Source organism: Pseudomonas matsuisoli, assembly GCF_014647635.1.
GTDB classification, from domain to species: Bacteria; Pseudomonadota; Gammaproteobacteria; order Pseudomonadales; family Pseudomonadaceae; genus Pseudomonas_P; species Pseudomonas_P matsuisoli.
Genome location: NZ_BMPO01000003.1, coordinates 406,143 through 431,033, shown reverse-complemented (window position 1 = coordinate 431,033; position 24,891 = coordinate 406,143). Strand labels below are relative to the sequence as shown.

General features: G+C 60.0%; 26 protein-coding genes and 3 tRNA genes. 22 read left to right on the top strand and 7 right to left on the bottom strand.

Annotated elements, in window-relative coordinates; translation table 11 throughout:
• Nucleotides 1-2 precede the first annotated feature (2 nt).
• The 6 genes from IEY47_RS08340 to IEY47_RS08315 all read left to right on the top strand — a co-directional run bounded on the left by IEY47_RS08340 (nt 3) and on the right by IEY47_RS08315 (nt 5,372).
• Nucleotides 3-635 (top strand): L-threonylcarbamoyladenylate synthase, encoded by a 633-nt coding sequence (locus IEY47_RS08340; RefSeq protein ID WP_188982741.1) that lies wholly within the window; start codon nt 3-5, stop codon nt 633-635.
• Nucleotides 632-1,450 (top strand): segregation and condensation protein A, encoded by an 819-nt coding sequence (locus tag IEY47_RS08335; protein ID WP_505909239.1) that lies wholly within the window; start codon nt 632-634, stop codon nt 1,448-1,450. The genes IEY47_RS08340 and IEY47_RS08335 overlap by 4 nt, the downstream gene beginning before the upstream one ends.
• Nucleotides 1,447-2,250, top strand: a complete 804-nt coding sequence (gene scpB, locus IEY47_RS08330) for an SMC-Scp complex subunit ScpB (RefSeq protein WP_188982740.1) — start codon at nt 1,447-1,449, stop codon at nt 2,248-2,250. The genes IEY47_RS08335 and scpB overlap by 4 nt, the downstream gene beginning before the upstream one ends.
• Complete coding sequence (locus IEY47_RS08325; protein ID WP_188982739.1) at nt 2,247-2,432, top strand: DUF1289 domain-containing protein; 186 nt, start codon at nt 2,247-2,249, stop codon at nt 2,430-2,432. The genes scpB and IEY47_RS08325 overlap by 4 nt, the downstream gene beginning before the upstream one ends.
• 145 nt (nt 2,433-2,577) lie before the next feature.
• The gene (edd, locus tag IEY47_RS08320; RefSeq protein ID WP_188982738.1) at nt 2,578-4,407 is read left to right on the top strand and encodes a phosphogluconate dehydratase; all 1,830 of its coding nucleotides are present in this window, start codon (nt 2,578-2,580) and stop codon (nt 4,405-4,407) included.
• Complete coding sequence (locus IEY47_RS08315; protein WP_188982737.1) at nt 4,404-5,372, top strand: glucokinase; 969 nt, start codon at nt 4,404-4,406, stop codon at nt 5,370-5,372. The genes edd and IEY47_RS08315 overlap by 4 nt, the downstream gene beginning before the upstream one ends.
• A gap of 73 nt (nt 5,373-5,445) precedes the next feature.
• Here IEY47_RS08315 and IEY47_RS08310 read toward each other — a convergent pair whose 3' ends face one another.
• Nucleotides 5,446-6,099, bottom strand: coding sequence for a COG3650 family protein (locus IEY47_RS08310; protein ID WP_188982736.1), 654 nt, complete (start codon nt 6,097-6,099; stop codon nt 5,446-5,448).
• A gap of 143 nt (nt 6,100-6,242) precedes the next feature.
• Between IEY47_RS08310 and IEY47_RS08305 the strand changes: the two genes are divergently transcribed.
• Both IEY47_RS08305 and IEY47_RS08300 read left to right on the top strand, forming a co-directional pair.
• Nucleotides 6,243-6,458, top strand: coding sequence for a PLD nuclease N-terminal domain-containing protein (locus tag IEY47_RS08305; RefSeq protein ID WP_188982735.1), 216 nt, complete (start codon nt 6,243-6,245; stop codon nt 6,456-6,458).
• Nucleotides 6,459-6,491: 33 nt separating this feature from the next.
• Nucleotides 6,492-7,418, top strand: a complete 927-nt coding sequence (locus tag IEY47_RS08300; protein WP_188982734.1) for a pseudouridine synthase — start codon at nt 6,492-6,494, stop codon at nt 7,416-7,418.
• 59 nt (nt 7,419-7,477) lie between these two features.
• Here the strand turns inward: IEY47_RS08300 and IEY47_RS08295 are convergent, their stop codons facing one another.
• Nucleotides 7,478-7,657 carry a hypothetical protein gene (locus IEY47_RS08295; RefSeq protein WP_188982733.1) on the bottom strand — a complete coding sequence of 60 codons (180 nt, stop codon included), beginning with the start codon at nt 7,655-7,657 and terminating at the stop codon, nt 7,478-7,480.
• Nucleotides 7,658-7,791: 134 nt separating this feature from the next.
• On the opposite strand from IEY47_RS08295, the gene IEY47_RS08290 reads away from it, so the two are divergent.
• Nucleotides 7,792-7,866, top strand: a tRNA-Arg gene (locus IEY47_RS08290).
• Nucleotides 7,867-8,026: 160 nt separating this feature from the next.
• Here the strand turns inward: IEY47_RS08290 and IEY47_RS08285 are convergent.
• Nucleotides 8,027-9,064, bottom strand: coding sequence for an AraC family transcriptional regulator (locus tag IEY47_RS08285; RefSeq protein ID WP_188982732.1), 1,038 nt, complete (start codon nt 9,062-9,064; stop codon nt 8,027-8,029).
• Entirely contained in the window at nt 9,045-9,983 is a 939-nt protein-coding gene (locus tag IEY47_RS08280) for a carbon-nitrogen hydrolase family protein (RefSeq protein ID WP_188982731.1), read from the bottom strand. The genes IEY47_RS08285 and IEY47_RS08280 overlap by 20 nt, the downstream gene beginning before the upstream one ends.
• Nucleotides 9,984-10,156: 173 nt before the next feature.
• On the opposite strand from IEY47_RS08280, the gene IEY47_RS08275 reads away from it, so the two are divergent.
• Complete coding sequence (locus IEY47_RS08275) at nt 10,157-12,187, top strand: oxidoreductase (RefSeq protein ID WP_188982730.1); 2,031 nt, start codon at nt 10,157-10,159, stop codon at nt 12,185-12,187.
• A 106-nt stretch (nt 12,188-12,293) separates the two neighbouring features.
• Entirely contained in the window at nt 12,294-12,722 is a 429-nt protein-coding gene (locus IEY47_RS08270; protein ID WP_188982729.1) for a DNA methylase, read from the top strand.
• 25 nt (nt 12,723-12,747) lie between these two features.
• On the opposite strand, the gene IEY47_RS08265 is transcribed toward IEY47_RS08270, so the two are convergent.
• Nucleotides 12,748-13,716, bottom strand: coding sequence for a bile acid:sodium symporter family protein (locus IEY47_RS08265; RefSeq protein ID WP_188982728.1), 969 nt, complete (start codon nt 13,714-13,716; stop codon nt 12,748-12,750).
• 116 nt (nt 13,717-13,832) lie between these two features.
• Complete coding sequence (gene rdgC, locus IEY47_RS08260) at nt 13,833-14,753, bottom strand: recombination-associated protein RdgC (RefSeq protein WP_188982727.1); 921 nt, start codon at nt 14,751-14,753, stop codon at nt 13,833-13,835.
• A gap of 260 nt (nt 14,754-15,013) precedes the next feature.
• On the opposite strand from rdgC, the gene IEY47_RS08255 reads away from it, so the two are divergent.
• Together IEY47_RS08255 and IEY47_RS08250 are read left to right on the top strand one after the other, a co-directional pair.
• A tRNA-Val gene (locus IEY47_RS08255) sits at nt 15,014-15,089 on the top strand.
• A gap of 13 nt (nt 15,090-15,102) precedes the next feature.
• A tRNA-Asp gene (locus tag IEY47_RS08250) sits at nt 15,103-15,179 on the top strand.
• A 155-nt stretch (nt 15,180-15,334) separates the two neighbouring features.
• Here the strand turns inward: IEY47_RS08250 and IEY47_RS08245 are convergent.
• Entirely contained in the window at nt 15,335-16,780 is a 1,446-nt protein-coding gene (locus tag IEY47_RS08245; RefSeq protein ID WP_188982726.1) for an aminotransferase-like domain-containing protein, read from the bottom strand.
• 116 nt (nt 16,781-16,896) lie between these two features.
• On the opposite strand from IEY47_RS08245, the gene IEY47_RS08240 reads away from it, so the two are divergent.
• The 9 genes from IEY47_RS08240 to IEY47_RS08200 all read left to right on the top strand — a co-directional run bounded on the left by IEY47_RS08240 (nt 16,897) and on the right by IEY47_RS08200 (nt 24,839).
• Nucleotides 16,897-18,183 carry a hydroxymethylglutaryl-CoA reductase, degradative gene (locus tag IEY47_RS08240; RefSeq protein WP_188982725.1) on the top strand — a complete coding sequence of 429 codons (1,287 nt, stop codon included), beginning with the start codon at nt 16,897-16,899 and terminating at the stop codon, nt 18,181-18,183.
• A complete protein-coding gene (locus tag IEY47_RS08235) occupies nt 18,180-19,103 on the top strand; it encodes a hydroxymethylglutaryl-CoA lyase (RefSeq protein ID WP_188982947.1) in 924 nt (307 codons plus the stop codon). The genes IEY47_RS08240 and IEY47_RS08235 overlap by 4 nt, the downstream gene beginning before the upstream one ends.
• 145 nt (nt 19,104-19,248) lie before the next feature.
• Entirely contained in the window at nt 19,249-20,487 is a 1,239-nt protein-coding gene (locus IEY47_RS08230; RefSeq protein ID WP_188982724.1) for a CaiB/BaiF CoA transferase family protein, read from the top strand.
• Complete coding sequence (locus tag IEY47_RS08225; protein WP_188982723.1) at nt 20,487-20,942, top strand: FAS1-like dehydratase domain-containing protein; 456 nt, start codon at nt 20,487-20,489, stop codon at nt 20,940-20,942. The genes IEY47_RS08230 and IEY47_RS08225 overlap by 1 nt, the downstream gene beginning before the upstream one ends.
• A gap of 2 nt (nt 20,943-20,944) precedes the next feature.
• Complete coding sequence (locus IEY47_RS08220; protein WP_188982722.1) at nt 20,945-21,349, top strand: hotdog family protein; 405 nt, start codon at nt 20,945-20,947, stop codon at nt 21,347-21,349.
• 92 nt (nt 21,350-21,441) lie between these two features.
• Nucleotides 21,442-21,963, top strand: coding sequence for a hypothetical protein (locus IEY47_RS08215; RefSeq protein ID WP_188982721.1), 522 nt, complete (start codon nt 21,442-21,444; stop codon nt 21,961-21,963).
• Entirely contained in the window at nt 21,963-23,345 is a 1,383-nt protein-coding gene (locus IEY47_RS08210; protein ID WP_373293552.1) for a tripartite tricarboxylate transporter permease, read from the top strand. The genes IEY47_RS08215 and IEY47_RS08210 overlap by 1 nt, the downstream gene beginning before the upstream one ends.
• Before the next feature lie 354 nt (nt 23,346-23,699).
• Complete coding sequence (locus tag IEY47_RS08205) at nt 23,700-23,969, top strand: DUF3509 domain-containing protein (RefSeq protein WP_188982719.1); 270 nt, start codon at nt 23,700-23,702, stop codon at nt 23,967-23,969.
• Nucleotides 23,970-24,155: 186 nt separating this feature from the next.
• Complete coding sequence (locus IEY47_RS08200; protein ID WP_188982718.1) at nt 24,156-24,839, top strand: C40 family peptidase; 684 nt, start codon at nt 24,156-24,158, stop codon at nt 24,837-24,839.
• Nucleotides 24,840-24,891: the final 52 nt, after the last annotated feature.

The window sequence follows — 24,891 nt, the reverse complement described above, 5'->3', positions numbered from 1 at the left end:
CCGTGAGCCAATTCTTTCAGGTCCACCCCGAGAATCCACAACCCCGCTTGATCAAGCAGGCGGTCGAAATCGTCAAGCGTGGCGGCGTTATCGTGTATCCGACCGACTCGTCCTATGCCATTGGCTGCCAGATCGGCGAGAAGAACGCGGTCGAACGTATCCGCCGGTTACGCCGCCTGGACGACAAACATAATTTCACGTTGGTCTGCAGCGACCTGTCCCAGCTCGGTGCCTTCGCGAAGGTCGACACGCATGCGTTTCGCTTACTCAAGGCGCATACGCCGGGCCCGTACACCTTCATTCTCAATGCCACCCGCGAAGTGCCGCGCATGCTTATGCATCCCAAACGTCGCACCATCGGCCTGCGCGTGCCAGGGCATCCAATCGCGCAGGCGCTGCTGGCCGAGCTGGGCGAACCGTTGATGAGCGCGTCGCTCATCATGCCCGGTGAGACGCTGCCGATGAGTGATCCTTACGACATGCGCGCGGTGCTCGAGCATGAGGTCGATCTGATCATCGATGGCGGTTTCGGCGGGCTCGAGGCATCCACTGTCATCAGCTTGGCGGATGGCGAGACGGAAGTGATCCGCGCGGGTTGTGGCGATCCTTCGTTGTTTGGCGAGGTCGCGCATTGAGCGAAACTGAAGAAGCGGTGCAAGAGCGTCCGCTGGAACAGCAGCTGCCGCTCGCGTTGGTGTACGGCGAAGCCGTCACCGAACTGCCGGTGGACCTCTATATTCCGCCGGATGCGCTGGAGATATTTCTCGAGGCCTTCGAAGGCCCGTTGGATCTGCTGCTTTATCTGATTCGCAAACAGAATATCGATGTGCTCGACATCCCTGTTGCGGAGATTACGCGTCAGTACATGGCCTATGTCGAGCTGATGAAATCGGTCCGGCTTGAGTTGGCGGCCGAGTATTTGGTCATGGCCGCCATGCTTGCCGAGATCAAGTCCCGGATGTTGCTACCACGCAGCAGCGAAGCCGATGATGAAGAGGAAGACCCGCGCGCCGAACTGATTCGGCGTTTGCAGGAGTACGAACGCTTCAAGACCGCAGCGGAGGATCTCGATACGCTGCCGCGCGTGGGTAGGGACACCTTGGTGCCTCGGGTGGATGCACCAGAGGCACGGGCGCGCAAGCTGTTGCCGGACGTCAATCTCGAAGAATTGATGGTCGCCATGGCCGAGGTGCTGCGTCGGGCCGACATGTTCGAAAGCCATCAGGTCGCAAGGGAAGTGCTGTCTACACGCGAGCGCATGAGCGAGGTGCTTGAACGCCTCAAGGGCGGTGGTTTTGTGGCATTTGGCGCACTCTTCACGATAGAGGAGGGCCGTTTGGGTGTCGTCGTCACGTTCATGGCGGTGCTCGAATTGATCAAGGAGTCGCTGGTTGAATTGGTCCAGAACGAGCCATTTGCCCCTATTCATGTGCGGGCGCGTGCTGAATGAATCTTGCTGATCCCAAGGAATTGGCGTCGCTCATCGAGGCGTTCTTGCTCGCTGCGGGCAAGCCTTTGTCGATAGAGCGCATTGGTGAGTTGTTCGAAGAGGCGGAGCGGCCCGAGCCTGCACAGATCAGAGATGCCCTCGCCATACTGGGTCGTTCGTGCAAGGGCCGCGCGTTCGAGTTGAAGGAGGTTGCGTCGGGGTATCGATTGCAGGTTCGCGAGCGTTTTGCTCCCTGGGTCGGACGGCTTTGGGAAGAACGCCCCCAGCGGTACTCGCGCGCGACCCTGGAGACGTTGGCGTTGATCGCGTACCGGCAGCCCATAACCCGGGGCGAGATCGAAGACGTCCGAGGTGTCGCCGTCAACAGCCAGATCGTGAAGACGCTGTTGGAGCGAGAGTGGATTCGCGTCGTGGGGCACCGAGATGTACCGGGTCGACCGGCCATGTTCGCGACCACACGAGCCTTTCTGGATCATTTCAACTTGAAGAGCTTGGCCGATTTGCCGCCCTTAGCTGTCCTGCGGGAAATGGAGCCGGAGCCTGTCGCGCCCGATGACGAAGACCCGCCACCGCCGGCCGGGTTGCAGGCTCGCGCCGACCTGGCGCTGGCAGAAGACGAGGAAGAGCGGCCGAAGGACGGAAAAGATCAGGCGAGCTTCCGATCGTTGCTCGTGGAACTCGACCGGATGGAGCAGGGCCTCAAGACAGACTTCGACGATATGTTGGAGCATGCTGATCTTCCGACCGACACGCAACACGACCAGGAGGATGCGGTGGATGAGTCGCCGCCCAAACCATGAAAAGCCCCTGCATTGGCATCTGTAAATTCGACGATGAGGTATGCCGCGGTTGTGGTCGCACGCGCAAGGAAATCCGCGGCTGGAAATCCATGAACGGTGACGAACAACGACTGGTCGCAGCCGAGTCCGCGATGCGGCTGATCGTCTTGCAGGCCAAGGGCCGCCGCAAGCGTAAACGCTGAACGGTCCAGGTATTGGAAGTCTGCCCGATATGAAAGCGGGCATATGAGTGTCATACAGTAAAAGCGTCATAACCGTGATTCCCGCCGTTCGGCGGGCCTATTCGCCGCCGTCCCAATCGGACGTGGCCGCTAGCAGGAGGCCGACATGCATCCCCGCGTGAAAGAAGTCACTCAACGCCTGATCGAGCGGAGTCATGCCACCCGTTCGCGATACTTGGCGCAAATGGGCGCCGCAGCCAGTGAGGGCCCCCACCGTAGCGCATTGCAGTGCGCGAACTTCGCCCACGGGGTCGCAGGTTGCGCGTCGGGCGATGACAAGCAGCGGCTGCGCCTGATGAACGAAGCCAACGTGGCGATCGTTTCGGCCTATAACGACATGTTGTCTGCGCATCAGCCTTATGAGCATTTCCCAGACATCATCAAGCAGGCGCTACGTGAAGTCGGATCGGTCGGCCAATTTGCTGGCGGCGTCCCTGCGATGTGCGATGGCGTGACCCAGGGTGAGCCGGGTATGGAAATGAGCTTGGCTAGCCGGGAAGTCATCGCGCTATCCACCGCCGTCGCGCTTTCGCACAACATGTTCGACGCTGCGCTCTGCCTGGGTATCTGCGACAAGATCGTGCCAGGCCTCATTCTCGGTGCGTTGCGCTTTGGCCATTTGCCGATGATTTTCGTACCTGGCGGACCGATGCCGTCCGGTATCTCCAACAAGGAGAAGGCGCACGTCCGGCAGCTCTTCGCCGAGGGCAAGGCGACACGCGATGAGCTGCTGCAGTCGGAAATGGCGTCTTACCACAGCCCGGGTACCTGCACGTTCTACGGCACGGCTAACACCAACCAGGTGGTAATGGAGATCATGGGCCTGCATCTGCCCGGTTCGTCATTCGTGAACCCTTACACGGCGCTGCGCGATGAGCTGACGCGCGAGGCTGCCCGGCAGGTGACGCGTTTGACGCGCCAAGGGGGCCATTACTTGCCCCTGTGCGAAATCGTGGACGAGAAGGCTATCGTGAACTCGGTTGTTGCCCTGCATGCCACCGGGGGCTCGACAAACCACACCTTGCACATCCCGGCTTTCGCCCAGGCTGCCGGCATTCAGCTGACCTGGCAGGACATGGCCGACCTATCGGCAGTCGTGCCGACGCTGGCCAAGGTGTACCCGAATGGGCAGGCCGACGTGAACCACTTCCACGCCAGCGGCGGCGTCGGTTACATGGTGCGTACCTTGCTCGACGCGGGCCTGCTGCACGAAGACGTGAACACCGTGATGGGGCACGGCTTGTCGCGCTACACGCGTGAACCGTTCATCGAAGAGGGTAAGTTGGTCTGGCGTGAGGGGCCCACGGAAAGTCTGGATTCTTCGATCCTGCGTTCGGCCTCCGACCCGTTTTCGAAAGAAGGCGGGCTCCGTGTACTGGAAGGCAACCTGGGCCGAGGCGTTATCAAAGTTTCTGCTGTCGCGCCCGAGCATCAGGTCGTCGAGGCACCCGCGGTCGTGTTCAATGATCAGGCTGAATTGGCCGCCGCATTCAAGAACGGCGAGCTGGAGCGCGATTTCATCGCTGTCGTGCGCTTCCAGGGGCCCAAGGCCAATGGCATGCCTGAGTTGCACAAGCTCACGCCGTTCCTCGGTGTCCTGCAGGATCGTGGCCACCATGTCGCGCTGGTGACGGACGGGCGCATGTCCGGTGCCTCGGGTAAGGTGCCGGCAGCGATTCATTTGAGTCCGGAAGCGGTAGACGGTGGTCCGCTGGCCAAGGTGCGCACGGGTGACGTGATTCGCCTCGATGCTGAAGCTGGAACATTGCAGATCATGGTGGACCTAGCCGAATGGGATGCGCGCAAGCTCGCCCGGCAGCCGGATGATTTAGGGATTGGCTGCGGTCGGGAGTTGTTCGCGTTCATGCGCAGTGCCTTCAGCCCGGCGGAAAAAGGCGCAAGTGTGTTCACCAAGGAATTGGAGTCGTTGCGATGACGTTGTCGCTGATCGCCGATATCGGCGGCACGAATGCGCGTTTCGCGCTGTGGGACGGTCATTCGCCGAGCTCGGTTCTGGTATTGGCGCCAGCAGATTTTCAGCAACCTGCCGATGCGGTTCGGGCCTATCTTGCGCGTGTTGGCAAGACCGTCGATGCGTTGCAGTCGGTCTGCCTGGCGTGCGCTGGCCCGGTTCAAGGCGATCATTTCCAGTTCACCAACAATGCGTGGTCGATGAGCCGCAGTGCGTTTTGTCAGGAGCTAGGTCTGAAAGAACTGGTCCTGATCAACGACTTTGCTGCACAAGCCATGGGCATGAGTCGGGTGGAAGCCCACGAACTGCTCGAGATACGGCCTGGGGTCGCCCAAAAGAGCGAGCCGCGGTTGATCATCGGCCCCGGTACGGGGCTTGGTGTGGGCACATTGCTTTGCCTTCCAGACGGTCGCTGGAAAGCGTTGCCCGGCGAAGGTGGCCATGTCGATCTGCCGGTCAACACGCTGCAGGAGTCACGCCTTTGGGCCACCATGCATGCGCGATTCGGCCATGTCAGCGCAGAGCATGTGCTCAGCGGAAGCGGCATGCTGAAGCTGTATCAGGCGTTCTGTGAAGTCGAAGGCTGGACGCCTGTATTCTCGGATCCTTCGCATATCACGGATGCGGCACTCGACGGTGACGAGCAGGCGTTGAGCGTCGTGGAACAGTTCTGCATTTGGCTCGGTCGTGTTGCCGGCAACAATGTGCTGACGTTGGGCGCCAGAGGTGGCGTGTATATCACGGGCGGGATCGCGCCGCGGATCGTCGAGTTGCTGCGCAAGAGCGGATTCACCAGGGCCTTTGCCGATAAAGGCCAGATGAGTGACTACTTCGACACCATTCCGGTGTGGCTCGTCACCGCAAAGCAGCCTGGGCTCGTCGGTGCAGGCGTCGCCCTGCAGCAGCGCCTGGATGAGGTGAACAGGTAAAGCGCTTGCAGGCGCAATGAGTAGACCGCGCGTTGCATCTGACCAAACGCGGTCTAGTCCTTAAAGAAGTGGGCTATTGCCGCTGGCCCCCGTAATAAGCGCAACCCCGCTGTACTTCGCCGTCGATGCGCAGTTCAGCGCTCAGGTGGTAGAGGTTGCCGCTCATGCTGTCGACGCATCGTTGGGGCGCTAGCCAGAGTTCGATGTGCTTGCCATTGGCTTCACTGGTCAGGCTCTGACCGCCGTCTGGTAAACGCTCTTCGAGAAACGGCAGCACCATCGACTGTTGCTTTCCGGGGCGATCGATGATCATTCCTTTTGGATTGACCTCCGCGCTCCAGAACGGCTCGTTGCCTGCGGCTCTGGCTTGCAAGCGTCGGAAAACCGGATCGCCGCAGGCATTACCTTCGTACTGCACGCGATAGGCGCGCGATACTTCATAGCGCCCCTCGCTACTGCGCGCACCACCCAGGTCGGCAAATAGCGGACCGCCGCCCGCCTGGAGCATTCGCGCATCCTGAAGGACGGAGAAGCCCTCGGCTTCGGTCACCTGCAGGCGCTCGCTTGCGCCGCACGGCGTAAGCCACCAAACGCCGGCTTCCTCCGTGAGTTCGCCTTGAAGGCGCTCAACCGGGCGGTGAGTCGTCTCATCCTGCGTGCTGAACATCTGGCAACCGGCGCTCAATGAGAGCGCGCCAGCAAGGGCTAGATAGCGGATGGGGGGCATGGCGTTCTCCTTGGAAGGCTGCCACGTTAACCACGCCTGACGCTGATCTCAAGCCGTGCTTCCGACGAACCGCGCACAACTGGCTGAACCCTACTGACTCGGCTATGGCCTCAATTAGGAACGCCTCGATTGGAGAATGAAACATGAGCATCTTCTGGACTATCGTCGGAATTTGCGTCGTCGCCCTCGATCTGTGGGCCATCGCCAGCATCTTCCAAAGCACCAAATCGGGAGGCACGAAAATCGGCTGGACGGTGCTGATCGTCTTGTTCCCAGTGCTGGGCTTGATCATATGGGGCGTCGCGGGCCCGCGTGGCATGGCGCATCCGCCAACCTCACGAGAAAGCGGGCAGGGGTAACGGGCACTTGCGCCGCGCGAAACCGTAGGAATAATGCCGGCGAATAGTCACTTTGCCGGAGTTCATTTGCCAGCCCCTGATGCGTCCACCGCCCTGCATGGTGCGAGTACTGTTTGCCTTCCCTCCGGTCCGTGGCAGACGGTACTCGATTGCCTAGCGGATCGCTTTCCGGCGATTCCACGCAACGTCTGGGCGGACCGCATGCGTCGCGGTCGCGTATTGGATGCGGACGGTCGGGCGCTCGCCGTAGATCATGCGTACCAGGCAGGATTGCGCGTGCGCTATTTCCGCGAAGTCGCAGAAGAAACGCCGATCCCTTTTGAGGCGTCCGTCATTTACCAGGACGACCAACTGATCGTTGCGGACAAACCGCATTTCCTGCCGGTAGTACCGTCTGGGCCCTACGTCGAGGAGACGCTCGTCGCGCGGCTCATTAAGCAGTTCGACAATCCGCACCTCGTCCCCCTGCATCGAATCGATCGATTGACTGCGGGATTGGTGATGTTTTCGGTCCGGCCTGAGTCACGTAACGCCTACCTGTCACTTTTTCGTGAGCGCCGTATCTATAAGGGCTACGAAGCAATCGCGCCTGCTCTGGCGCCATTGTCATTCCCCCTGACTCACCGCAGTCGTCTGGTGACGGGCGATCCCTTCATTCTTACGGCAGAAGCAGAGGGCGCCCCCAACAGTGAAACGCACATCGACGTGTTGGAGCGCCGTCGCGAAGAATGGCGGTACGCGCTAAAGCCGGTGACTGGGCGCAAACATCAGTTGCGGGTGCATATGTCCGCATTGGGAGCGCCCATCAAAGGCGATCCGTTCTACCCGACGTTAGCGCCACAGGGGGCGCCGGATGACTACGCGCAGCCGCTGCGTTTATTAGCGCGCACTTTACGTTTCGTCGATCCGGTGACCGGCGAAGACCGTCTATTCGAAAGCCGCCGTACGCTGGATTGGTAGGCGGGGGCGGTATCGGAGACCGCTTTGCGATCATTGCTTGCGGACGGTCTAGACGGGAGTCAAGGGACGTTTGGGTCGGTCTCTATCTGGTCCGGTTCGGCAATGATGTCATTTAGAGTTTCATCGTCTACCGTCTGACTTGGCGTCTCGGACTCGTGCTCTGCCTCATCCAAATCATTCAGCGGCGCTTGATCGCCACCGCTGGCCAATAGTCGTTCGTTTGCATGAATATCGGGCATATCGAGCACTCCTCCGTTGTGTTCATCCGATTCCTCGGTGGCTATTCACGTTCCCTTCACCTGTACCGGGGTGGCATGACAAACACCGATAGCGCCGGTAAGATGCCTGCCGTCGCCGTCCTGGCGAACGGTTCGTCCCCTTAGTTCAACGGATAGAACAAGCCCCTCCTAAGGGCTAGATGCTGGTTCGATTCCAGCAGGGGACGCCATCTCTTCGTTCATCCGAACGTCATGATTTCGTCACTCATTGATTGCATGGTCGGTGTATTCGAACCCGACGTGAGCGTGCACGATGGACGACTACCTCGAAGAATTGCTGGAAGCCGGCGAGCTCGACGAACCCATTGCGACGGACGACGCGACGGAGCTTTAGCGTTCGCTGCGAGCGGCGCGGCGATAATCGCCGGGTGTGCTGTCGCACCAGCGTTTGAACGCCCGCTGGAACGCTTCCGCGGATGAAAATCCGAGCAAGTACGCGATCTCACCGAAGCTCAGTTCGGTATCGCGGATATACGCCACTGCCAGATCGCGCCGAGTATCGGCCAGTAGCTGCCGAAAGCCGGTTCCTTCTTCTGCCAGTTTGCGGCGCAGGGTCCAGGCTGGCAGGTTCAGTTCGCGGGCGACGTCGTCGAGCTCGGGCTCGCTTCCGTGTAGCAGCGGCCCCAGCAGTTGCACGACGCGTTCGCGCAAGGTGTAGGTTCGCGTTCGGGACTGCAATTCCCTTTCACAAACCGCCAGTAATTGCGCGTAGGTGGTCGGGCAATGGTCCGCGCCGGGGAGGGCCACGGTCGCTTCGCTCAAACGAATCTGGTTGTGGGGCGCTTCGAATTCGACCTTGCAGCCGAACGTAGTGGAGTAGCAGTCGGCATACGCCGGTGCCGCAAATTCGATCTGCACACGGTCGGGTACGATGGAGCATCCGGCCACTTCGCTAAGCTGCCGGCACCAGCCGGCGAGCTGGGTGTCGACGGCGAAGCAGTTGTACGCGTTGTACGGGCTGATGGAATAGAAACGCAGCCACAGGCCGTTGCCGTCCGCATGCACGCTGGACTGGCCTCGGTAGTTCTGGAGGAACAGCGGCTCTAAGCGTGTGAGAACGTTCATTGCGCTACCAATGTCTGGCGCGTGGCGGGCAGCGGCGCCCGCTAATCCAAGGGACGAAAGTCGGCTGTAGCGTGCCGCTTTCAGGCCTATGGCGGGATCGCCAGACAGCTGCCTCAAGGTATGCCCAAAGTGCATGTAACGCGCGATGGATAGTCGCGCATCGGCTTGCGCGAGACGATGCGCGTCCATCCCGTAGCGAGCCAGCAATGCGGTCGTATCCAGTCCCGCGTTATCGGCGAATTCGGCAAGGCACGAAATTAGCCCAACGGAAAGATCACCGAGCCTAATCCGGGCGGCGCTCATGGGCGTTCGCCTCTGCGATCAAGTGGCTACCGGGCGGGCCACTTTGTACCTCGGCTGGTGCTGAAAGCGTGATCCTTCTCGGCAAGCCGCCGATGGGCCAGTCCAACGTGCCCCGCAAGAAGACCGGGGTGCTGCGGTCGGAGGTATCCATCCGCAGCAGGCGCGAGCGCGGATAGCCTTCTTCCAGATCACGCTCGACGCGGTAGTCCGTGCCATCGACGGAGACCTGTTGCTGCTCCGTGCTCCGCTCGGGTGGCCATGCCTCGGTGTATATCGGACCGATGATCTGGCCGTCAGGCGCGAAGGTGAGACTCGTGTTACGCAAAGGGCCGTCGCCGGCATGCAGCTCACCGTCTTGCAGGGCCGGGGAGGGAAGAAGGATCGAGCCTGCAACCAGCGTGACCCGGTAGCGCTGGGCAAGGTCGGCGAACAGCCGTTGGTAGGTCTGCGCCATTTCTTCCGCTTTCATGCGTAGCAGTGCTTCGTCCAGACGATGAGCGTCCAGGTTGCTCACCAGGGCCTTGAACGCTAATACCGGATTGCCGAGGAGCAGCCAGTCGCGGATTTCGTAGCGATCGCGCGATTGGTAGAACTCGACCTTTTCGCCCGTTGCGATCAGCCAAGTGCCGATATGGTCCGGTAGCAGCACGAGTGTGTGTTCGTGAAGCAGGCCAGCGTCGCGCGCACGATTCAACAAGGTGTCGAGCTTCAGACGCAGATGGTCGACCGATTGGTAGTCAACTGGCGTCAGCTGAGCCTGGACCAGCAACAATGGCGCAGTGCGCGACCCAGCAACCACATGAGTACGAAGATCGGACAGATAGTGCGCATGCGTACGTTGTTCCGCCCAGCGCAGAAACAGGGCAAGCCCGATCCCCACCAAGGCAATCAACGCTGCAAGTTTGAATAGGCGAATCATCGTTCGGAGGGTAGAGAGCACGCGGCCGTTTGCCAAGCCGTTTTGTTCGTTACGATCAGGAATATGTCGTTTTGGGTCATTGTCGCATCCCGGTGGAGGGCATAGCTTCTGACTAAAAAAGCGCAGGGCCCGTTAGAACGGCCTGCGCGCCGTGAAATAGCCTCGGAGTTGTAATGACCCATTCCCTATATCCCCACCTATTCAGCCCGCTGCGTATGGGGTCTGTCACGTTGCCCAATCGTGTGTTGATGGGCTCCATGCACACGGGGCTGGAAGAACGCCCCAATGGCTTCGAACGGCTGGCTGTCTATTTCGCCGAGCGCGCTCGCGGCGCTGTTGGGCTCATGGTGACGGGAGGGATTGCGCCTAACGTGGAAGGAACGTCGCTTCCAGGGTCGGCCAAGTTGTCGACGCGCGAGGAGGCTGGCCAACACCGCGTCATTACGGATGCGGTCCATCATGAAGGCGCCCGAATCTGCCTGCAGATCCTGCATGCCGGACGTTATGCCTACCACGCCGAGCTGGTCGCGCCGAGCGCCATCAAGGCGGCGATCAATCCGCTCACTCCTCGCGCACTAAGCATCGCAGAGGTGCAGGCGCAGATCGACGATTTCGTCCGCTGTGCTTGCCTGGCCCAGGAGGCGGGTTACGACGGCGTGGAGGTGATGGGATCCGAGGGCTACTTCATCAACCAGTTCCTGGCCGTGCGCACCAACCAACGCGAAGATGAGTGGGGCGGCACCTACGCGAACCGAATGCGCTTTCCCGTTGAGATCGTTCGTCGCATCCGCGAAGCGACAGGTGACGATTTCATCGTCATTTATCGCCTGTCGATGTTAGACCTGGTGGAGGGCGGTAGCGACTGGAGCGAAATCGTCGAGCTCGCGAAAGCGGTCGAGCGGGCCGGTGCCAGTGCGATCAATACGGGAATCGGCTGGCACGAGGCGCGTATCCCAACCATTGCCACGAAGGTGCCGCGCGCCGCGTTCACCTCGGTGACCCGACGGTTGCGTGGAGAGGTCGGCATACCGCTCATCACGACCAATCGTATCAACACGCCGGAAGTGGCCGAGCAGGTGCTGGCTGCCGGGGATGCCGACATGGTTTCCATGGCGCGTCCCTTCCTCGCCGACCCATCGTTCATCGCCAAGGCCGCTACGGGGCGAAGCGATGAGATCAATACGTGCATTGCCTGTAACCAGGCGTGCCTCGACCGCTCGTTCGTCGGCAAGCTTGGCAGCTGCCTGGTCAATCCGCGGGCATGTCACGAAACGGAGTTGGTATATGCGCCTGTAGCCTTGCGTAAATCCATTGCGGTGATCGGCGCCGGCCCCGCTGGGCTCGCGGTTGCGACCGTTGCCGCGGAGCGCGGTCACCGGGTGACCCTGTTCGACGCCGCGAACGAAATCGGCGGGCAGTTCAATATCGCCAAGCGCATCCCGGGCAAGGAAGAATTCCATGAGACGTTGCGCTATTTCCGCCGTCGTCTGGAGGTAACTGGCGTTGAACTGAAGCTGGGGACCGTCGCAACGTCCGCCGCCTTGCAGGCCGCCGGATACGACGAGGTCATCCTGGCGACCGGCGTGGTTCCACGTGTGCCAGACATTCCCGGCATCGATCATTCAAGCGTGCTGACGTATACCGATACCGTCCTGCAACGTCGTCCAGTGGGGCCACGTGTTGCGGTGATCGGTGCAGGCGGTATCGGCTTTGACGTTGCAGAGTTCATCACCCGACCTGGAGCGATCACTAGCCTCGATCGCGAGGCGTTCTGGCGCGAATGGGGAATCGATGCATCGCTCGAGGCGCGCGGCGGTATCGCGCCTGCGGTGCACGAACATGCGCGACGGGAGGTGTATCTGCTGCAGCGCAAGGCCGGCAAGGTCGGCGCGAATCTCGGCAGGACCACGGGCTGGATACATCGGCTTGGTTTGCAACACCGCGGGGTGCGCATGCTGAATGCAGTCGAGTACCTGAAAATCGACGATGCGGGCCTGCATATCCGTGTCGGCGATGGTGAGCCACAGTGCTTGCAGGTGGACTCGATCATCGTCTGTGCGGGCCAGGAGCCGTTGCGTGAACTGCAAGCGGATCTTGAGCGATCGGGTATGTCAGTCCACCTCGTCGGCGGTGCCGATGTCGCCGCTGAATTGGATGCGCGGCGTGCGATCGATCAGGGCTCGCGTCTAGCCGCGAGCCTTTGAGAACATCGTCTGGCTGCGCGCTCGTTCCATTTGTCCCCTGTACCGAACGTGCGTTGGCTCGATCATTCTTTATAAGAACAGGGGCTGCGCAAGGCAGAGGTTCGCTATGAGTGGGCGGGTAAGCGCGAAGGATCTTGATATCGATATCAAAGGGGGCGAAGGCGAGTTATTCAAATGGTTCGTTGCCAGTTTTTTGTTTGGCAAACGGATCCAGCAAGACATCGCCGCCGACGCCTATCGTGTCATCGTGGAAAAACATAAACGAGATACACCCAGAAAGCTGGCAAATTGTACCTGGCAGAACATCGTGGACATGCTGGGCGAAGGACATTACGTGCGTTACGACGAGTCGACGGCTGATCGTCTGTTAAAACTGTGTCACAAGCTGATCGAAGAATATGGCGGCAAGGTCTCACGTATTTGGGAGGCCAGCGAAGATCGGAGGGACTTCGAGAAGCGACTAGCAGCGTTCGAAGGGGTTGGCCCGAAGACGGTTGAAATTTTCATGCGGGAAGCGTCGCACGTCCTGCATTAAGTCTTCAGGCCAATCGCTATGAAGGTCAGAGGCCAGGCGCGTGATCGTCCAGCGCAGCGGCGGTCTCTCTGTCGCTGAAACGGCGGTAGAACGTCGCCAGCAACGCGCCCGACAGGTTGTGCCAGACGCTGAACAGCGCGCTGGGCACGGCGGCCAGGGGCGAAAAATGCGCCGTCGCGAGCGCCGCGCCAAGTCCCGAGTTCTGCATACCTACCTCGATGGACAGCGTTTTGCACTGGGCGAGGGGCAGCTTGAACAGCTTGCCGATGACGAAGCCGAGCGTCAGTCCTAGGCTGTTGTGCAGCACCACGACGGCCATGATCAACAAACCGGATTCGGCGATCTTGCCCTGGCTTGCCGCAACGACAGCGCTGACGATCGTGACGATGCTGATCACCGAGATCAGCGGCAGCACATCCACCAGATAACGGGTGCGCGCGCCAAGCAGCCGCTGCACCACGAGCCCCAGGATGATAGGCAAGACCACCATCTGAATGATCGACGAGAACATGGCTCCAAAATTGACAGGCAGCCATGCCGAAGCCAAGAGCCAAATCAACGTTGGCGTCACGATCGGAGCCATCAACGTGGTTACGGAGGTAATGGCGACGGACAACGCGAGGTCGCCTCGGGCCAGCCATGTCATGACATTGGATGCGGTACCGCCGGGGCAGCAGCCAACCAAAATGACCCCAACCGCGATTTCAGGGGGGAGCTGCAAGGCTCGGCAGAGCAGCCAGGCAAGACCCGGCATGATGATGAATTGTGCGAGAACGCCAATCAGCACCTTGACCGGATGGCGGAAGACATCTTTGAAGTCCTCGGCTTTGAGCGTCAGGCCCATACCGAACATGATGACGCCCAGAAGGGTTACGACCCACGTCACCGCAGGCAGGAACAGGGTGGGCTGATAGAAAGCCCAAATGGCGAAGACCAGAACCCACAACGCGAAGGTGTTGCCGGCAAAGCGGCTGAGGGCAGCGATGGCACGCATGAGTGATTTCTCTTGTTGTCGTATCAGGGGCGGGGAATAGCGCGAGCGGGGAGCGTGGACGTTTCGTCCGCGGCGCGAACGAAACGTAGCACAGGGCCAAGTGGCTGTGTTTGTACTTAGATGCCTTGCGGAATTTCTTCGCCGCCAAGGGCTTCGAAGAGCTGCGGCAGGAATTCAACGAACGTCAGCATCATCAAGGTGAAGCTGGCGTCCATCTGGCTCAGGGCATCGTCACCACCGTCCTGTTCGGCTTTTTCCTGAAGCATGTCTTCGAAGCGCAGGCGTTTGACCGTCAATTTGTCATCGAGGATGAACGACAGCTTGTCCTGCCAAGCCAGCGAAAGCTGGGTCACCAGCTTGCCAGCGCTCAGGTGCTGCTGGATTTCCTCGCTCGTCAGGTCTTGGCGCTTGCAGCGAATGACGCCGCCATCTTCATCGGTATCGCGAAGTTCGCACTCGTCCAGCACGTAGAAGTGTTCGGCGGCTTCCTGCGCTTTGACCCAGTCGGTCAGCGTCGCGGTCGGGGCTATCTTCACCGAAAGCGGACGAACGGGGAGGGAGCCCAGCGCTTCGCGCAGGGTGGACAATAGGTCTTCAGCTTTCTTCGGACTAGATGCATCTACCAGGATCAGCCCCTGCTCAGGGGCGATAGCGGCAAAGGTCCCGGATTTACGAATGAAGGCGCGCGGCAGGAAGGCCTGCACGATCTCATCCTTGATCTGGTCGCGCTCCTTCTTATAGACCTTGCGCATCTGCTCGGCTTCGATCTCATCGACCTTTTCCTTCACGGCGTCCTTCACGACGCTGCCAGGCAGGATGCGCTCTTCTTTGCGCGTGGAGATCAGCAGGAATCCCTGGCTGGCATGTACGAGCGGGGCATCCGGACCTTTGCCGAAGGGCGCCACGAATCCGTAGGTAGACAGCTCTTGGCTCGCGCATGGGCGCGCCGGTTTGGTCGCAAGAGCGGTTTCCACGGTTTCGGCGTCGAGTGGGACGTTTTGGGTAAGACGATAAACAAGAAGGTTACGAAACCACATGGCGAGGCGCATCTCCGGAGGCAAAGTCGCGCATTATTCCGTTCCGGATGACTTAAACCAAGCGGTGGCGTTTTATCTTCTGCCGACGTTATTGCAGCCAGCCACCGCCGTTCGCGGCTTGTAGGCGTAGTCACCCCATGCATGTGGAGGCAAAAAAATAGCCCGCTGCTAAGTCATTGGAATGGCTATAAAAAAAAATTAAAAAAAGAGTTGCCAAGCCGAAAGTCGGTCTCTAGAATGCGCACCACTTCGAGAGCGAAGGGTGATTAGCTCAGCTGGGAGAGCATCTGCCTTACAAGCAGAGGGTCGGCGGTTCGATCCCGTCATCACCCACCACTCGAGGAAATGCGCAGCGGTAGTTCAGTCGGTTAGAATACCGGCCTGTCACGCCGGGGGTCGCGGGTTCGAGTCCCGTCCGCTGCGCCATATAGAGCTTCCAGGGCCCACTGAACACCCGGAAGCAAAGAGAAAGCGACCTTAGGGTCGCTTTTTTCGTTTTGGCCTTTCCTATGGCAGCGCATCACTGCCATGCGTTGACCGGGCTTCTGTTCGGCTCACCTGCTTTCTTATCCGGTTGCCCCCTAATCCCACTCGTCCGCGTCGAACCACTTTGTCGATGAACGCGTTGCGTGCGATGTCCCGTTCTGCGATTCGTCCATCGTTTCGATGCTCCGGCGAAAAGCGGGGTCCGTCAAATAGGCGACATTGAGCCGCGTCCAAGGCGTTGGAACGGTGCGGTCGACGGCGAAGATCGATCCGGGCGCGAGCATGACACCCTGCGTCAAGCAGTGCCGGGTCAGCTGATTGGCATCCGATGCCTGCGGAAATCGTGCCCACAGATAAAGGCTCTGTTGCGGACGACAGAAGACGTCCGCGCCTAGCGAATCCAGTACGTCCAGGCCTTGGGTGGTAGCGGCCCTTAGCCTGTCCTGGAGGCGTAATAGATGTCGAACGAAGTGCCCCTCACTCAGCATCACCTCCACGGTGCGCTCACTGTATTCGGCACTGCTGTTATGTAGCAGCATCTTGAGATCCGCGAGCTCGTCGATGCGCTGCTTGCTACCGGCGATGAAGCCCACGCGCAGTGCGGCGGAAATCGATTTCGAAAAGCTGCCCAGGTACAGCGTGCGATCGAATGCATCCAAGGTGGAAAGCTTGATGGCCGAGCTGGGTTTGAAGTCGGCCATGGCATCGTTTTCCACCAGTAGCAGGTCATGCGTCTTCGCGATCTGCAGGAGACGGTGAGCTTTGGCGGGGGAGAGGTCCGAGCCCGTCGGGTTGTGCCCGACGGACTGTAGAAAGAATAGCTTCGGGCGCTCGCTGGCGAGTACGCGCTCCAGCGCGTCGAGGTCCGGGCCGTCCGCTTGGCGCGGGATACCCAGCATTCGTGCGCCTTGCAGTTGCAGTTTGCCAAACAGCGGGTAATAGCCAGGATTTTCAACCAGTACCGGATCTCCCGGCTGAAGATAGCGGCGAATGATCAGGTCCATGCCGTGATTGGCACCCAGCGTGGTGACGATCTGGCGGGGAGAAACGGCGATATTGTAGTCCGCCAGTTTTTGTGTGAGCCGCTGCCGTAACGCTGGATTACCGAGCCGCGTTCCATAGCGGAACAACGTCGTGACGCCGCCGCGAACGACTTGCCGATGGAATTTATCCATGCGCATGTCCATCAGCCAGTCCACCGGCGGGAAGCCTTCACCCAGGTGCGAGTGGCCTGGATCGCGCACGAACTGTTGTCGCATCATCCATATGGTATCCAGCGCTCGGCTATAGGCCGGTGGCTCCTCGTCCTCTTGGGAAGGCGCCGGCTTTTGGCACACGAAATAGCCTTGCCCATGACGCGCTTCGATGAGCCCCCGCCCGGCGAGATGCTCGTAAGCCGTGATCACCGTGTTTTTCGAATAACCGTGCAAACGCATGTAGGCGCGAAGCGAAGGGAGCTTGTCGCCAGCATTCAAGGCGCCATTGGTGATTTGCTGGGCGATGGCCCCGGCGACACGTTGGGCAAGCGTCAAACGAACCATGCAGACCCTCCTGGGTACAGGGAAGAACTGTCTGGCAAAACTGTACCTTCTTTCAGGGATACAGTGGCGATACCGTTCCCGCCATCCAATAACAAACGACTCCTCGAGGAGCGCCCATGCCTTTCGATTCCCGCCTACCCAATTTTCGTAGTTTCTCCCCTGTGCAGCGTCTGGAGCATGTGCAGCAATTGCTTGGCCTCTCTTCAGAGGACGCCACGCTGCTGCGCGACGCCGGGGCGCTGCCGCTGGAAATCGCCGACGGCATGATCGAGAACGTGATCGGCAAGTTCGAATTGCCGTACGCGTTGGCCAGCAACTTCCGCGTCAATGGCCGGGACATGCTGGTCCCAATGGTGGTGGAAGAGCCGTCGGTGGTCGCGGCCGCCTCATTCATGGCAAAACTCACGCGTCCCGCGGGCGGGTTCATGACGTCCAGTAGCGCCCCCTTGATGCGGGCGCAGGTACAGATCGTCGGAGTGCGCGACCCCCATAACGCTCGCTTGAGCCTGTTGGGCAATAAAGACGAAATCATCACGCTCGCCAACAGCAAGGATCAATTGCTGAACAAGCTGGGCGGGGGCTGCCGCGATTTGGAAGTGCATACCTTCGTGGACAGCCCACGCGGGCCGATGCTGGTGGCGCACCTGATCGTCGATGTGCGCGATGCGATGGGCGCGAATACCGTCAACACCATGGCCGAAGCCGTAGCGCCGTTGATGGAGCGGCTAACCGGTGGGAAGGTGCGCTTGCGCATCCTGTCGAACCTGGCTGATTTGCGGCTGGCGCGGGCGCAATTGCGTATTGCTCCAGAGCATCTCGATACGCCCGAGTTCAAAGGCACCGATGTCATCGAAGGCGTCATCGATGCATACACCTTTGCCGCCATCGACCCTTACAGAGCGGCAACGCACAACAAAGGAATCATGAATGGCATCGACCCACTGGTCGTCGCCACGGGTAACGATTGGCGGGCGGTGGAAGCGGGCGCGCATGCCTACGCATGCCGCAGCGGGCACTATGGGTCGCTGACGACCTGGGAGAAAGACGATCAAGGCCACCTCGTCGGTACGATCGAGATGCCGATGCCGTTGGGCCTGGTGGGCGGCGCGACCAAAACCCACCCACTTGCACAGCTTTCTTTGCGCATTCTGGGCGTGAACAGTGCGCAGGAGTTGGCTGAGATCGCAGTGGCCGTGGGGCTCGCGCAAAACCTAGGCGCCTTGCGTGCGCTAGCAACCGAAGGCATCCAGCGCGGCCATATGGCTTTGCACGCGCGCAACGTGGCGCTTGCCGCAGGCGCGCGCGGGGATGAAGTGGATTGGCTGGTCAAGGAAATGGTTGCCGCGAAAGATGTGCGTTCTGATCGCGCCGAGGCGTTGCTGCACGAAAAGCGCGGCCAATAACCGTGGACGCGGTAAGGCTGGTAGAGGTCGGCCCGCGGGACGGCCTGCAAAACGAACCGCAGGCGCTGCCGGTCGAGGTGCGGGTGGAGCTCATCGCGCGTTTGGTCGATGCGGGGTTGCGGACCCTCGAAGCCGGTGCGTTCGTGTCGCCCCGGTGGGTACCTCAGATGCAGGGCTCGGACGAGGTGATACGTCAGCTCGAGACGCATCCCGGGGTGACCTACACCGCGCTCGTACCCAATCTCCAGGGGTTGGAACGGGCGCTGGCGGTCGGTTGTCGGGAAGTCGCAGTGTTCGCCGCGGCATCGGAGGCGTTCTCGCAGCGCAATATCAACTGTTCCATCGCCGAAAGCATGGCGCGCTTCGAGCCGCTGCTTGCCAAGGCCAAAGAGGAAGGCGTGGCCGTGCGTGGCTACGTGTCCTGCGTGCTCGGTTGTCCCTTTTCGAGCGAGGTGCCGCGGGCGGATGTCGTCAAAGTCGCCCGCGATCTCTATGCGATGGGCTGCTATGAAATCAGTCTCGGCGATACCGTGGGTTTGGGCACGCCTGGCAAGACACGCGAGCTGATCCGCGCATGCGCGGCCGAGGTGCCAGTAGCGGCCTTAGCCGGTCATTTTCATGACACGTACGGCATGGCGGTCGCCAATGTGATGGCCGCGCTGGAAGAAGGGGTGCGAACATTCGATAGCTCGGTATCCGGGTTGGGGGGATGCCCATATTTGCCAGGTGCAACGGGTAACGTCGCCACTGAGGAGCTGGTTTACCTGTTCGATGGGTTGGGTATGTCCACGGGTGTGAACCTTCCAGCGCTTCTGCAGGCCGGCGCGTTCGTGGACGCGGCGCTGTCGCGACTATCAGCTTCGCGCGTTGCAATTGCACTGAGAAACAAGGCGCAACGGTCTCTGCGTCCGAATGACTAGAACAATAAATCCGGCACATTGCGGGTGCGTTCAGCCGTCCTGCGCGCCTATCCCGTCGTTGTCCGGCCACTCACTGTTTCACCGGTAATCATCGTCGGTCCTTCGCTTCTACGAATGGGCGTGGCGCACCGATCCAGGAGCACGTATGAACCCGCTTTCCGAGACGTTTGCCACTTTTGCCAAAGCCGCCGGTCCGCTCAAGGGCGTCACCATCCTCGACCTGACGCGCGTCGTCGCCGGACCTTATTGCGCGATGCTGTTGGCCGATATGGGCGCGACCGTCATCAAGATCGAAAACCCCAGCGATCCTGACCTCACCCGGGAATTTCCACCGCTCAGCCGCACTTCTGCCGAGCCTTTGAGCGGTTTTTTCGCGCAATTCAACCGCAACAAGATGGCGATCTGTCTGGACTTGAAGAAGCCCGAAGGCAAGGCGACGTTCTTGGAGATGGTGCGCAAGGCCGACATCGTCATCGAGAACTTCCGTCCCGGCACGATGGACAAGCTGGGTCTTGGCTATTCCGTGCTGCGGGAGGTCAACCCCGCGATCATCTTTACCGCCATCAGCGGATTCGGACAGCACGGCCCTAACTCGTCACGGCCTGCGTTCGATAGCAGCGCTCAGGCGTCGGGTGGTTTGTGGTCCATGAACGGTACGGTCGAGGAGCCCATGCGTGTAGGCACGGTCCTGGGTGATCTTTCGGCTGCACTGTATGCCGCCATTGGAACGCTGGGTGCCCTACGTGAAGCCGAACGCAGCGGGCAGGGACAGATGGTCGATGTGTCGCAGCAGGACGCCATCGTCTCGCTCACCGAGAACGCGTTGGTGACTTACACCGAAACCGGCAAGGTGACCGTGCCCGAGGGCAACGGCCATCCCTTCGTGCGCCCGTATGGCCGCTACGCCTGCAAGGACGGTTTCGTGTTTTTCGGCGCCTATACCGACAAGTTCTGGCGTGAGGCGTGCCGGGTGTTCGGTGATGACGCCATGGCCAGTGATCCTGAGGTCAGCACCATGGCCCAGCGTTTCGATGCCGAGGTGTATCAGCGCAAGGTAAAACCTGCCGTCGAACGGTGGTTGAGCGCCTATACCAAAGCCGAGTTGGAAGCGATGACAGGCGATCGCTTCCCGCTTTCGCCCATCAAGAGCATCGACGAGGTCGTGGCTGACCCGCATCTGCGCGAGCGAGACATGGTGATTCCGGTGGACTATCAAGGCGCGCGTTTCGACGTGTTCGGAAATCCCGTCAAGCTGTCCGGCGGTACCCTGGAACGCGACGCATACGCGCCAGGGGTGGGCGAGCACAATGCGTCGGTCTACCGCGAATGGCTCGGACTGAGCGCCGCCCAATACGACGAGCTGGTTCGTTTGGGAGTGGTCTGATGGCGCTGATTACCGAGTCCATCAAGCGCTGCATTGGTACCTCGCTGCCGCCGTTTCGCTTCGAGGTGAATCGCAATGACATTCGCAAGTACGCGGTCGCGACGGGGCAACGTTCGTCCCGTTACCTGGAGGGCGATGAAGCGCCGCTGTTGTTTCTGTTCAGCGCAATGATGCCGGTCTTGCCATTGGACCAATTGCTGGACGACGGCCATAAGCCAGACGACGCGCTGCTACCCGAGCTGCCCTTGAAGCGAATCATGGCCGGCGGCAGTGAATTCGACGTTCATCGCCGTATCTATGCCGGGGATGTGTTGTTCTGCCGGCAAACGATTATCGACATCTACGAAAAGCAGGGTGCGCAAGGGCCGCTGATTTTCCTGATATTCGAGAACCGCTTCGAAACCGAAGCCGGCGAGGCGGTCGTGACCGAGCGCCTGACCCGGATAGCGAGGTGAACATGCCCCGGCACACGACGGTTGAAATTGGCGAGCAACTGCCCAGGCGAGCGTACACGCCGGGTACGGTGCAGCTGTTCTTGTACAACGCAGCGATCTGGAATGCGCACCGCATTCATTACGACTTGCCCTACGCGCAGCAGACCGAAGGACATCCCGGGCTTCTGGTGGACGGCCCGTTACAAGGCGACTGGTTGACTCAGCTGGTGTACGACTGGATGGACGACGGCGATGAGCTGGTCGGGTTCAGTTACAGCAACCGCCGTGCGGCCTATCTCGGCGACACGCTAACTGCCAGCGGTGAGGTGTCCGCGCAGGAAAACGGTCGCCTCACGCTGATATTGCAACTGACCAATCAATCAGGAGAAGTCACCACGCAGGGGATCGCGACGGTGCTGCTCGGGTAGCAGGGTAGGCCGGGCCGCCACCTCGAAAGTGTGCAAGAAACATCCTGTTTTTCCTCGATAACAACAAGAGCCCGGAATGGGCGGAGGACACCATGAGCCACCCGCTTGATAAACCTGTTTCGACCACACGCGCGGTAAGGCAGTACGACTTGTATGAGGTGTGGGGCGACACCATCGATGCGCGGCATCTCATCTTGGCCATCGTCGTCGGTGCGGTCGTAAGTCTCGGCGCGTACACGATTGGACTATGGGTATTAAGTCACCTTGTCGAATCGGCCCAAATGGCCAAAGCCTACGCGATGCTCTTCGGGATTCTCGGTTGCCTGGGGGGCGGGGCCATCAGTGCTCTGCTGTTCAAGCCCAAGCGCAATGTCGTCGAGCATGTGGCCGATCCTGCGTTTCGTCAGCAGGTGGTGAACGACCTGCTGAAGGAGTACGGCAGCCTTGGGCGTTTGGAAGACACGTCGCCCGAAGTCGCGGCGGAATTGCACGAGCTGGAGCTCTACGAGCTTTTCCGGGAAGCGCAAGCAAAGGAAGAGCGTGATAACGGCGTCCGTGCCGAGACTGATTCGTCGGCGTCACCGAATCTTGCGCTGAATGGAGGGCGGCCATGATGGAAGGCCTTGTCTACGACATCTTGATCGCGTTGAGCTTGGGTGTCTTTGGTGCAGTGTTGTTTGCGGCCATCGGCCTCGTCTCGGGTACGGATGAAACGACGACGCTGGCGCCATTGACCATGCTGGTCGTACTGCTCGGCGCACCACCAGCAGGCATTCTTACGTTCTTCCTGGCAGGAGCGGTCGCCAAGCACATGACCCATGCGGTGCCAACCGCATTGTTGGGCATTCCAGGTGATACCTCAGCGACGGCGCTGATTGGCGACGCGAATCACCTGCGTAAGCTCGGCGTACCGCATGTGGCTCTGCGCAAGATGATTTCCGGCGGTGCGGTAGCCGCACTTATCGCGGTGCCGCTGGCTGTCCTATTCGCGGTCCTGCTCGCGCCCTTCGGCGACATCATCAAGCAGTTCGCACCCTGGGTGTTCCTCTGCGCCGCCATCACCATCGCGTATTTTTCTGCCGGTCGCTGGGCGGCAGTTCTGGCGTTGATCCCATTCGTATTGATCATCGTCGCCCTGCAAACGTTGACCGCACAGTACGGTGTGAAGCTTGCGGTGAGCTATTTCCTCGGCATCGCGGTGGCGCCGTTGATCACCTCGTTGTTTTCACTGTTAGCGCCGCAGGAGCGCGAGCGGATGCGGCGCAGCGAATTCCGGACCTTTTCCCTGGCACCGGACATGAAGGGCTGGAGCGGCTACTTCCCTAATCCGTTCAAGGTGATCAATAGGCGTCAGACCCGGATGACAGCAATGGCCGCGAGCGTGACGAGTGCGACCTTCGTCTTCAGTCCCGTGGCCATGACGGTAATCATGGGTGAGCTCATCGGCGCGCGAATCAAGCAGGCATATGACCGGTTGACCACGGTGATCACGGCAAGAAACGGCGTGACAGAGTCGACCTACATCGCTGAGGCACTGATCCCTCTGATCGCGTTTGGCCTGCCTCTAAGCCCTGTGGCGGCGGGGCCGGCAGCGCCGTTGTTCAACGCGCCGCCTCGCTTCAGCGTGGACAGCGCCACGGGTGAGGTCAACAACCTACATAACTTTCTGAACAATTGGGAATTCCTCGGCTACGGCATGCTGGCCGTGATCGTCGCGGTCCTCATCGCTTATCCGTTCACGATGAATTTCGCCCATCAGGCGGCGTCATTCGTCTCGCGCAAGATCAGCCATGAAGCGGTCATCGCAACCTTCATCGGACTCGTACTCGTCGTAGGTATCTGGGAGGGCGGTTTGCTGGGGCTGCTGGTCATCGTCACCGTCGGGCTGCTCGGCGGATTCCTGGGCCGCTTCCTCGGCTTCAATATCGGGGTGCAATTCATGGGGTACTACACGGCTGTACTGTCCGTGCCCGCCATCGTGGCGCTGTCGAGCTAGGCGGCATTCGTAAATTTCGACGGATTCAGGTTCATGGCTGTACGTGCGCGTACAGCCTTCGAATTAGCCGGTTACACAACGCCTAGCGCGCGTCATGCGGTTCGCAAGTGAGCCCAGGATTCTCGGTTCCTTTTTGCGACTTCTTCTCGATGAGCTTAACGCTGCAAAGTCGCATGCGTTTCAGCACAATGTGTTTTGCTTGATGGCACATTGCTTGATCTTGCAATTTGCATTGTGTGATGCAGTTCAAGTTTTTATAAGTATTTGATTTATATGTAATTTTTTTTATTCGAAAGCTGGCATGCCCGCTGCAACTACAAGGTGTGAAGAAAAAACCTGCCTTGGAGAATCTACATGTCCATGCTCAACGAAGTGATCAGCTCCTTTCCCGAGTACACCGTCAATTCCACTCAACGTCCCGACGGTTATCTGCTCGAGTTCGAAAATGCCGGTCAGATCCAGATACGCCGCGTGCTGCCTAAGCGTTACGAGGGCGAGCCAGGCATGGACGTGTTCATCCATGAAATGCATCGCGATCTTGCGCTGCTGAACGGCCAGACACCTCCTAAGCAGTCGCTACGCCGCTTGCGCACGCTCGGCCTGCCAAGCTACGCCGGGCTCTAAGACCGCATGCAAGTTTCCGTGTGAAAGCTCTTTGGCAGTAGAGCTTTCACACGAGGCGACGGAAAAACGCGCTTCGACGTCCGTCGACGGCCGTTGAGTCACATGACTCGCCAAATAATTTGCAAAAAGAGGGTGCCGAGGGCATAGTCCGCCGATCTTAAATTTTTGATCGACACGGTCGTGCCCATGCTGGATCGCTTAGCACCCCTCGTGCCCCTTACTTTTCTGGCTTTTTTGGCGGGTTGCGCCGGTTCTGTTTCCCAAACTGCGGAAATTGCAGAGCCATATACGCCGCCGGCATGGGTCACCCAATCCCCCTTCCATTCGTTCGATGACAGCGCCGTTGGTCCGGAAGAAGATGTTCGCGCAGCATCCGCGCTTGGGCGTCAGATCGCGGTCCAGCGACGTGCGGGTCGTGTCGAAACGATGACGCAAAGCTACTCGATGCCGGGCTTGGCCGATGGTCTTCTCGAGCGTGGCTTCGAGTTGGTTGGCACTCGGTACCGTTTTGGCGGCCTGAACGCCGAGACGGGTTTCGACTGCAGTGGTTTCGTCGGCTTCCTGTTCCGCGAAGAGGCAGGCATCGAGCTACCGCGTTCCACACGCGAAATGATCAATGTGCAAGCGCCGGTCGTTGCGCGCAGTGCGCTCAAGCCGGGCGACGTCATCTTTTTCAATAACCGCGGGCGTGGGCGTGTAAGCCATGCGGGTATCTACATCGGCGACGACAAGTTCATTCATTCGGCGAGTCGCCGCAGTGGCGGTGTCCGGGTCGATAGCCTAGACGACAGCTACTGGAAGCGAAGCTTCATGGAAGCTAAACGCGTACTGGCAATGGCGCCTGCCGAGAGTCAGATAGCGCGATATTGAAGCGCGTATTGGCTTGAAAAGCGGACCTTGGTGTCCGCTTTTTTTGTTATGC

What these genes read in the sequence shown, in the direction of transcription:
- scpB (WP_188982740.1), top strand. Translation starts at nt 1,447, where the DNA reads ATGAATCTTGCTGATCCCAAGGAATTGGCGTCGCTCATCGAGGCGTTC.
- IEY47_RS08325 (WP_188982739.1), top strand. Translation starts at nt 2,247, where the DNA reads ATGAAAAGCCCCTGCATTGGCATCTGTAAATTCGACGATGAGGTATGC.
- edd (WP_188982738.1), top strand. Translation starts at nt 2,578, where the DNA reads ATGCATCCCCGCGTGAAAGAAGTCACTCAACGCCTGATCGAGCGGAGT.
- IEY47_RS08315 (WP_188982737.1), top strand. Translation starts at nt 4,404, where the DNA reads ATGACGTTGTCGCTGATCGCCGATATCGGCGGCACGAATGCGCGTTTC.
- IEY47_RS08310 (WP_188982736.1), bottom strand. Translation starts at nt 6,099, where the DNA reads ATGCCCCCCATCCGCTATCTAGCCCTTGCTGGCGCGCTCTCATTGAGC.
- IEY47_RS08305 (WP_188982735.1), top strand. Translation starts at nt 6,243, where the DNA reads ATGAGCATCTTCTGGACTATCGTCGGAATTTGCGTCGTCGCCCTCGAT.
- IEY47_RS08300 (WP_188982734.1), top strand. Translation starts at nt 6,492, where the DNA reads ATGCCGGCGAATAGTCACTTTGCCGGAGTTCATTTGCCAGCCCCTGAT.
- IEY47_RS08295 (WP_188982733.1), bottom strand. Translation starts at nt 7,657, where the DNA reads ATGCCCGATATTCATGCAAACGAACGACTATTGGCCAGCGGTGGCGAT.
- IEY47_RS08285 (WP_188982732.1), bottom strand. Translation starts at nt 9,064, where the DNA reads ATGAGCGCCGCCCGGATTAGGCTCGGTGATCTTTCCGTTGGGCTAATT.
- IEY47_RS08280 (WP_188982731.1), bottom strand. Translation starts at nt 9,983, where the DNA reads ATGATTCGCCTATTCAAACTTGCAGCGTTGATTGCCTTGGTGGGGATC.
- IEY47_RS08275 (WP_188982730.1), top strand. Translation starts at nt 10,157, where the DNA reads ATGACCCATTCCCTATATCCCCACCTATTCAGCCCGCTGCGTATGGGG.
- IEY47_RS08270 (WP_188982729.1), top strand. Translation starts at nt 12,294, where the DNA reads ATGAGTGGGCGGGTAAGCGCGAAGGATCTTGATATCGATATCAAAGGG.
- IEY47_RS08265 (WP_188982728.1), bottom strand. Translation starts at nt 13,716, where the DNA reads ATGCGTGCCATCGCTGCCCTCAGCCGCTTTGCCGGCAACACCTTCGCG.
- rdgC (WP_188982727.1), bottom strand. Translation starts at nt 14,753, where the DNA reads ATGTGGTTTCGTAACCTTCTTGTTTATCGTCTTACCCAAAACGTCCCA.
- IEY47_RS08245 (WP_188982726.1), bottom strand. Translation starts at nt 16,780, where the DNA reads ATGGTTCGTTTGACGCTTGCCCAACGTGTCGCCGGGGCCATCGCCCAG.
- IEY47_RS08240 (WP_188982725.1), top strand. Translation starts at nt 16,897, where the DNA reads ATGCCTTTCGATTCCCGCCTACCCAATTTTCGTAGTTTCTCCCCTGTG.
- IEY47_RS08230 (WP_188982724.1), top strand. Translation starts at nt 19,249, where the DNA reads ATGAACCCGCTTTCCGAGACGTTTGCCACTTTTGCCAAAGCCGCCGGT.
- IEY47_RS08225 (WP_188982723.1), top strand. Translation starts at nt 20,487, where the DNA reads ATGGCGCTGATTACCGAGTCCATCAAGCGCTGCATTGGTACCTCGCTG.
- IEY47_RS08220 (WP_188982722.1), top strand. Translation starts at nt 20,945, where the DNA reads ATGCCCCGGCACACGACGGTTGAAATTGGCGAGCAACTGCCCAGGCGA.
- IEY47_RS08215 (WP_188982721.1), top strand. Translation starts at nt 21,442, where the DNA reads ATGAGCCACCCGCTTGATAAACCTGTTTCGACCACACGCGCGGTAAGG.
- IEY47_RS08210 (WP_373293552.1), top strand. Translation starts at nt 21,963, where the DNA reads ATGGAAGGCCTTGTCTACGACATCTTGATCGCGTTGAGCTTGGGTGTC.
- IEY47_RS08205 (WP_188982719.1), top strand. Translation starts at nt 23,700, where the DNA reads ATGTCCATGCTCAACGAAGTGATCAGCTCCTTTCCCGAGTACACCGTC.
- IEY47_RS08200 (WP_188982718.1), top strand. Translation starts at nt 24,156, where the DNA reads ATGCTGGATCGCTTAGCACCCCTCGTGCCCCTTACTTTTCTGGCTTTT.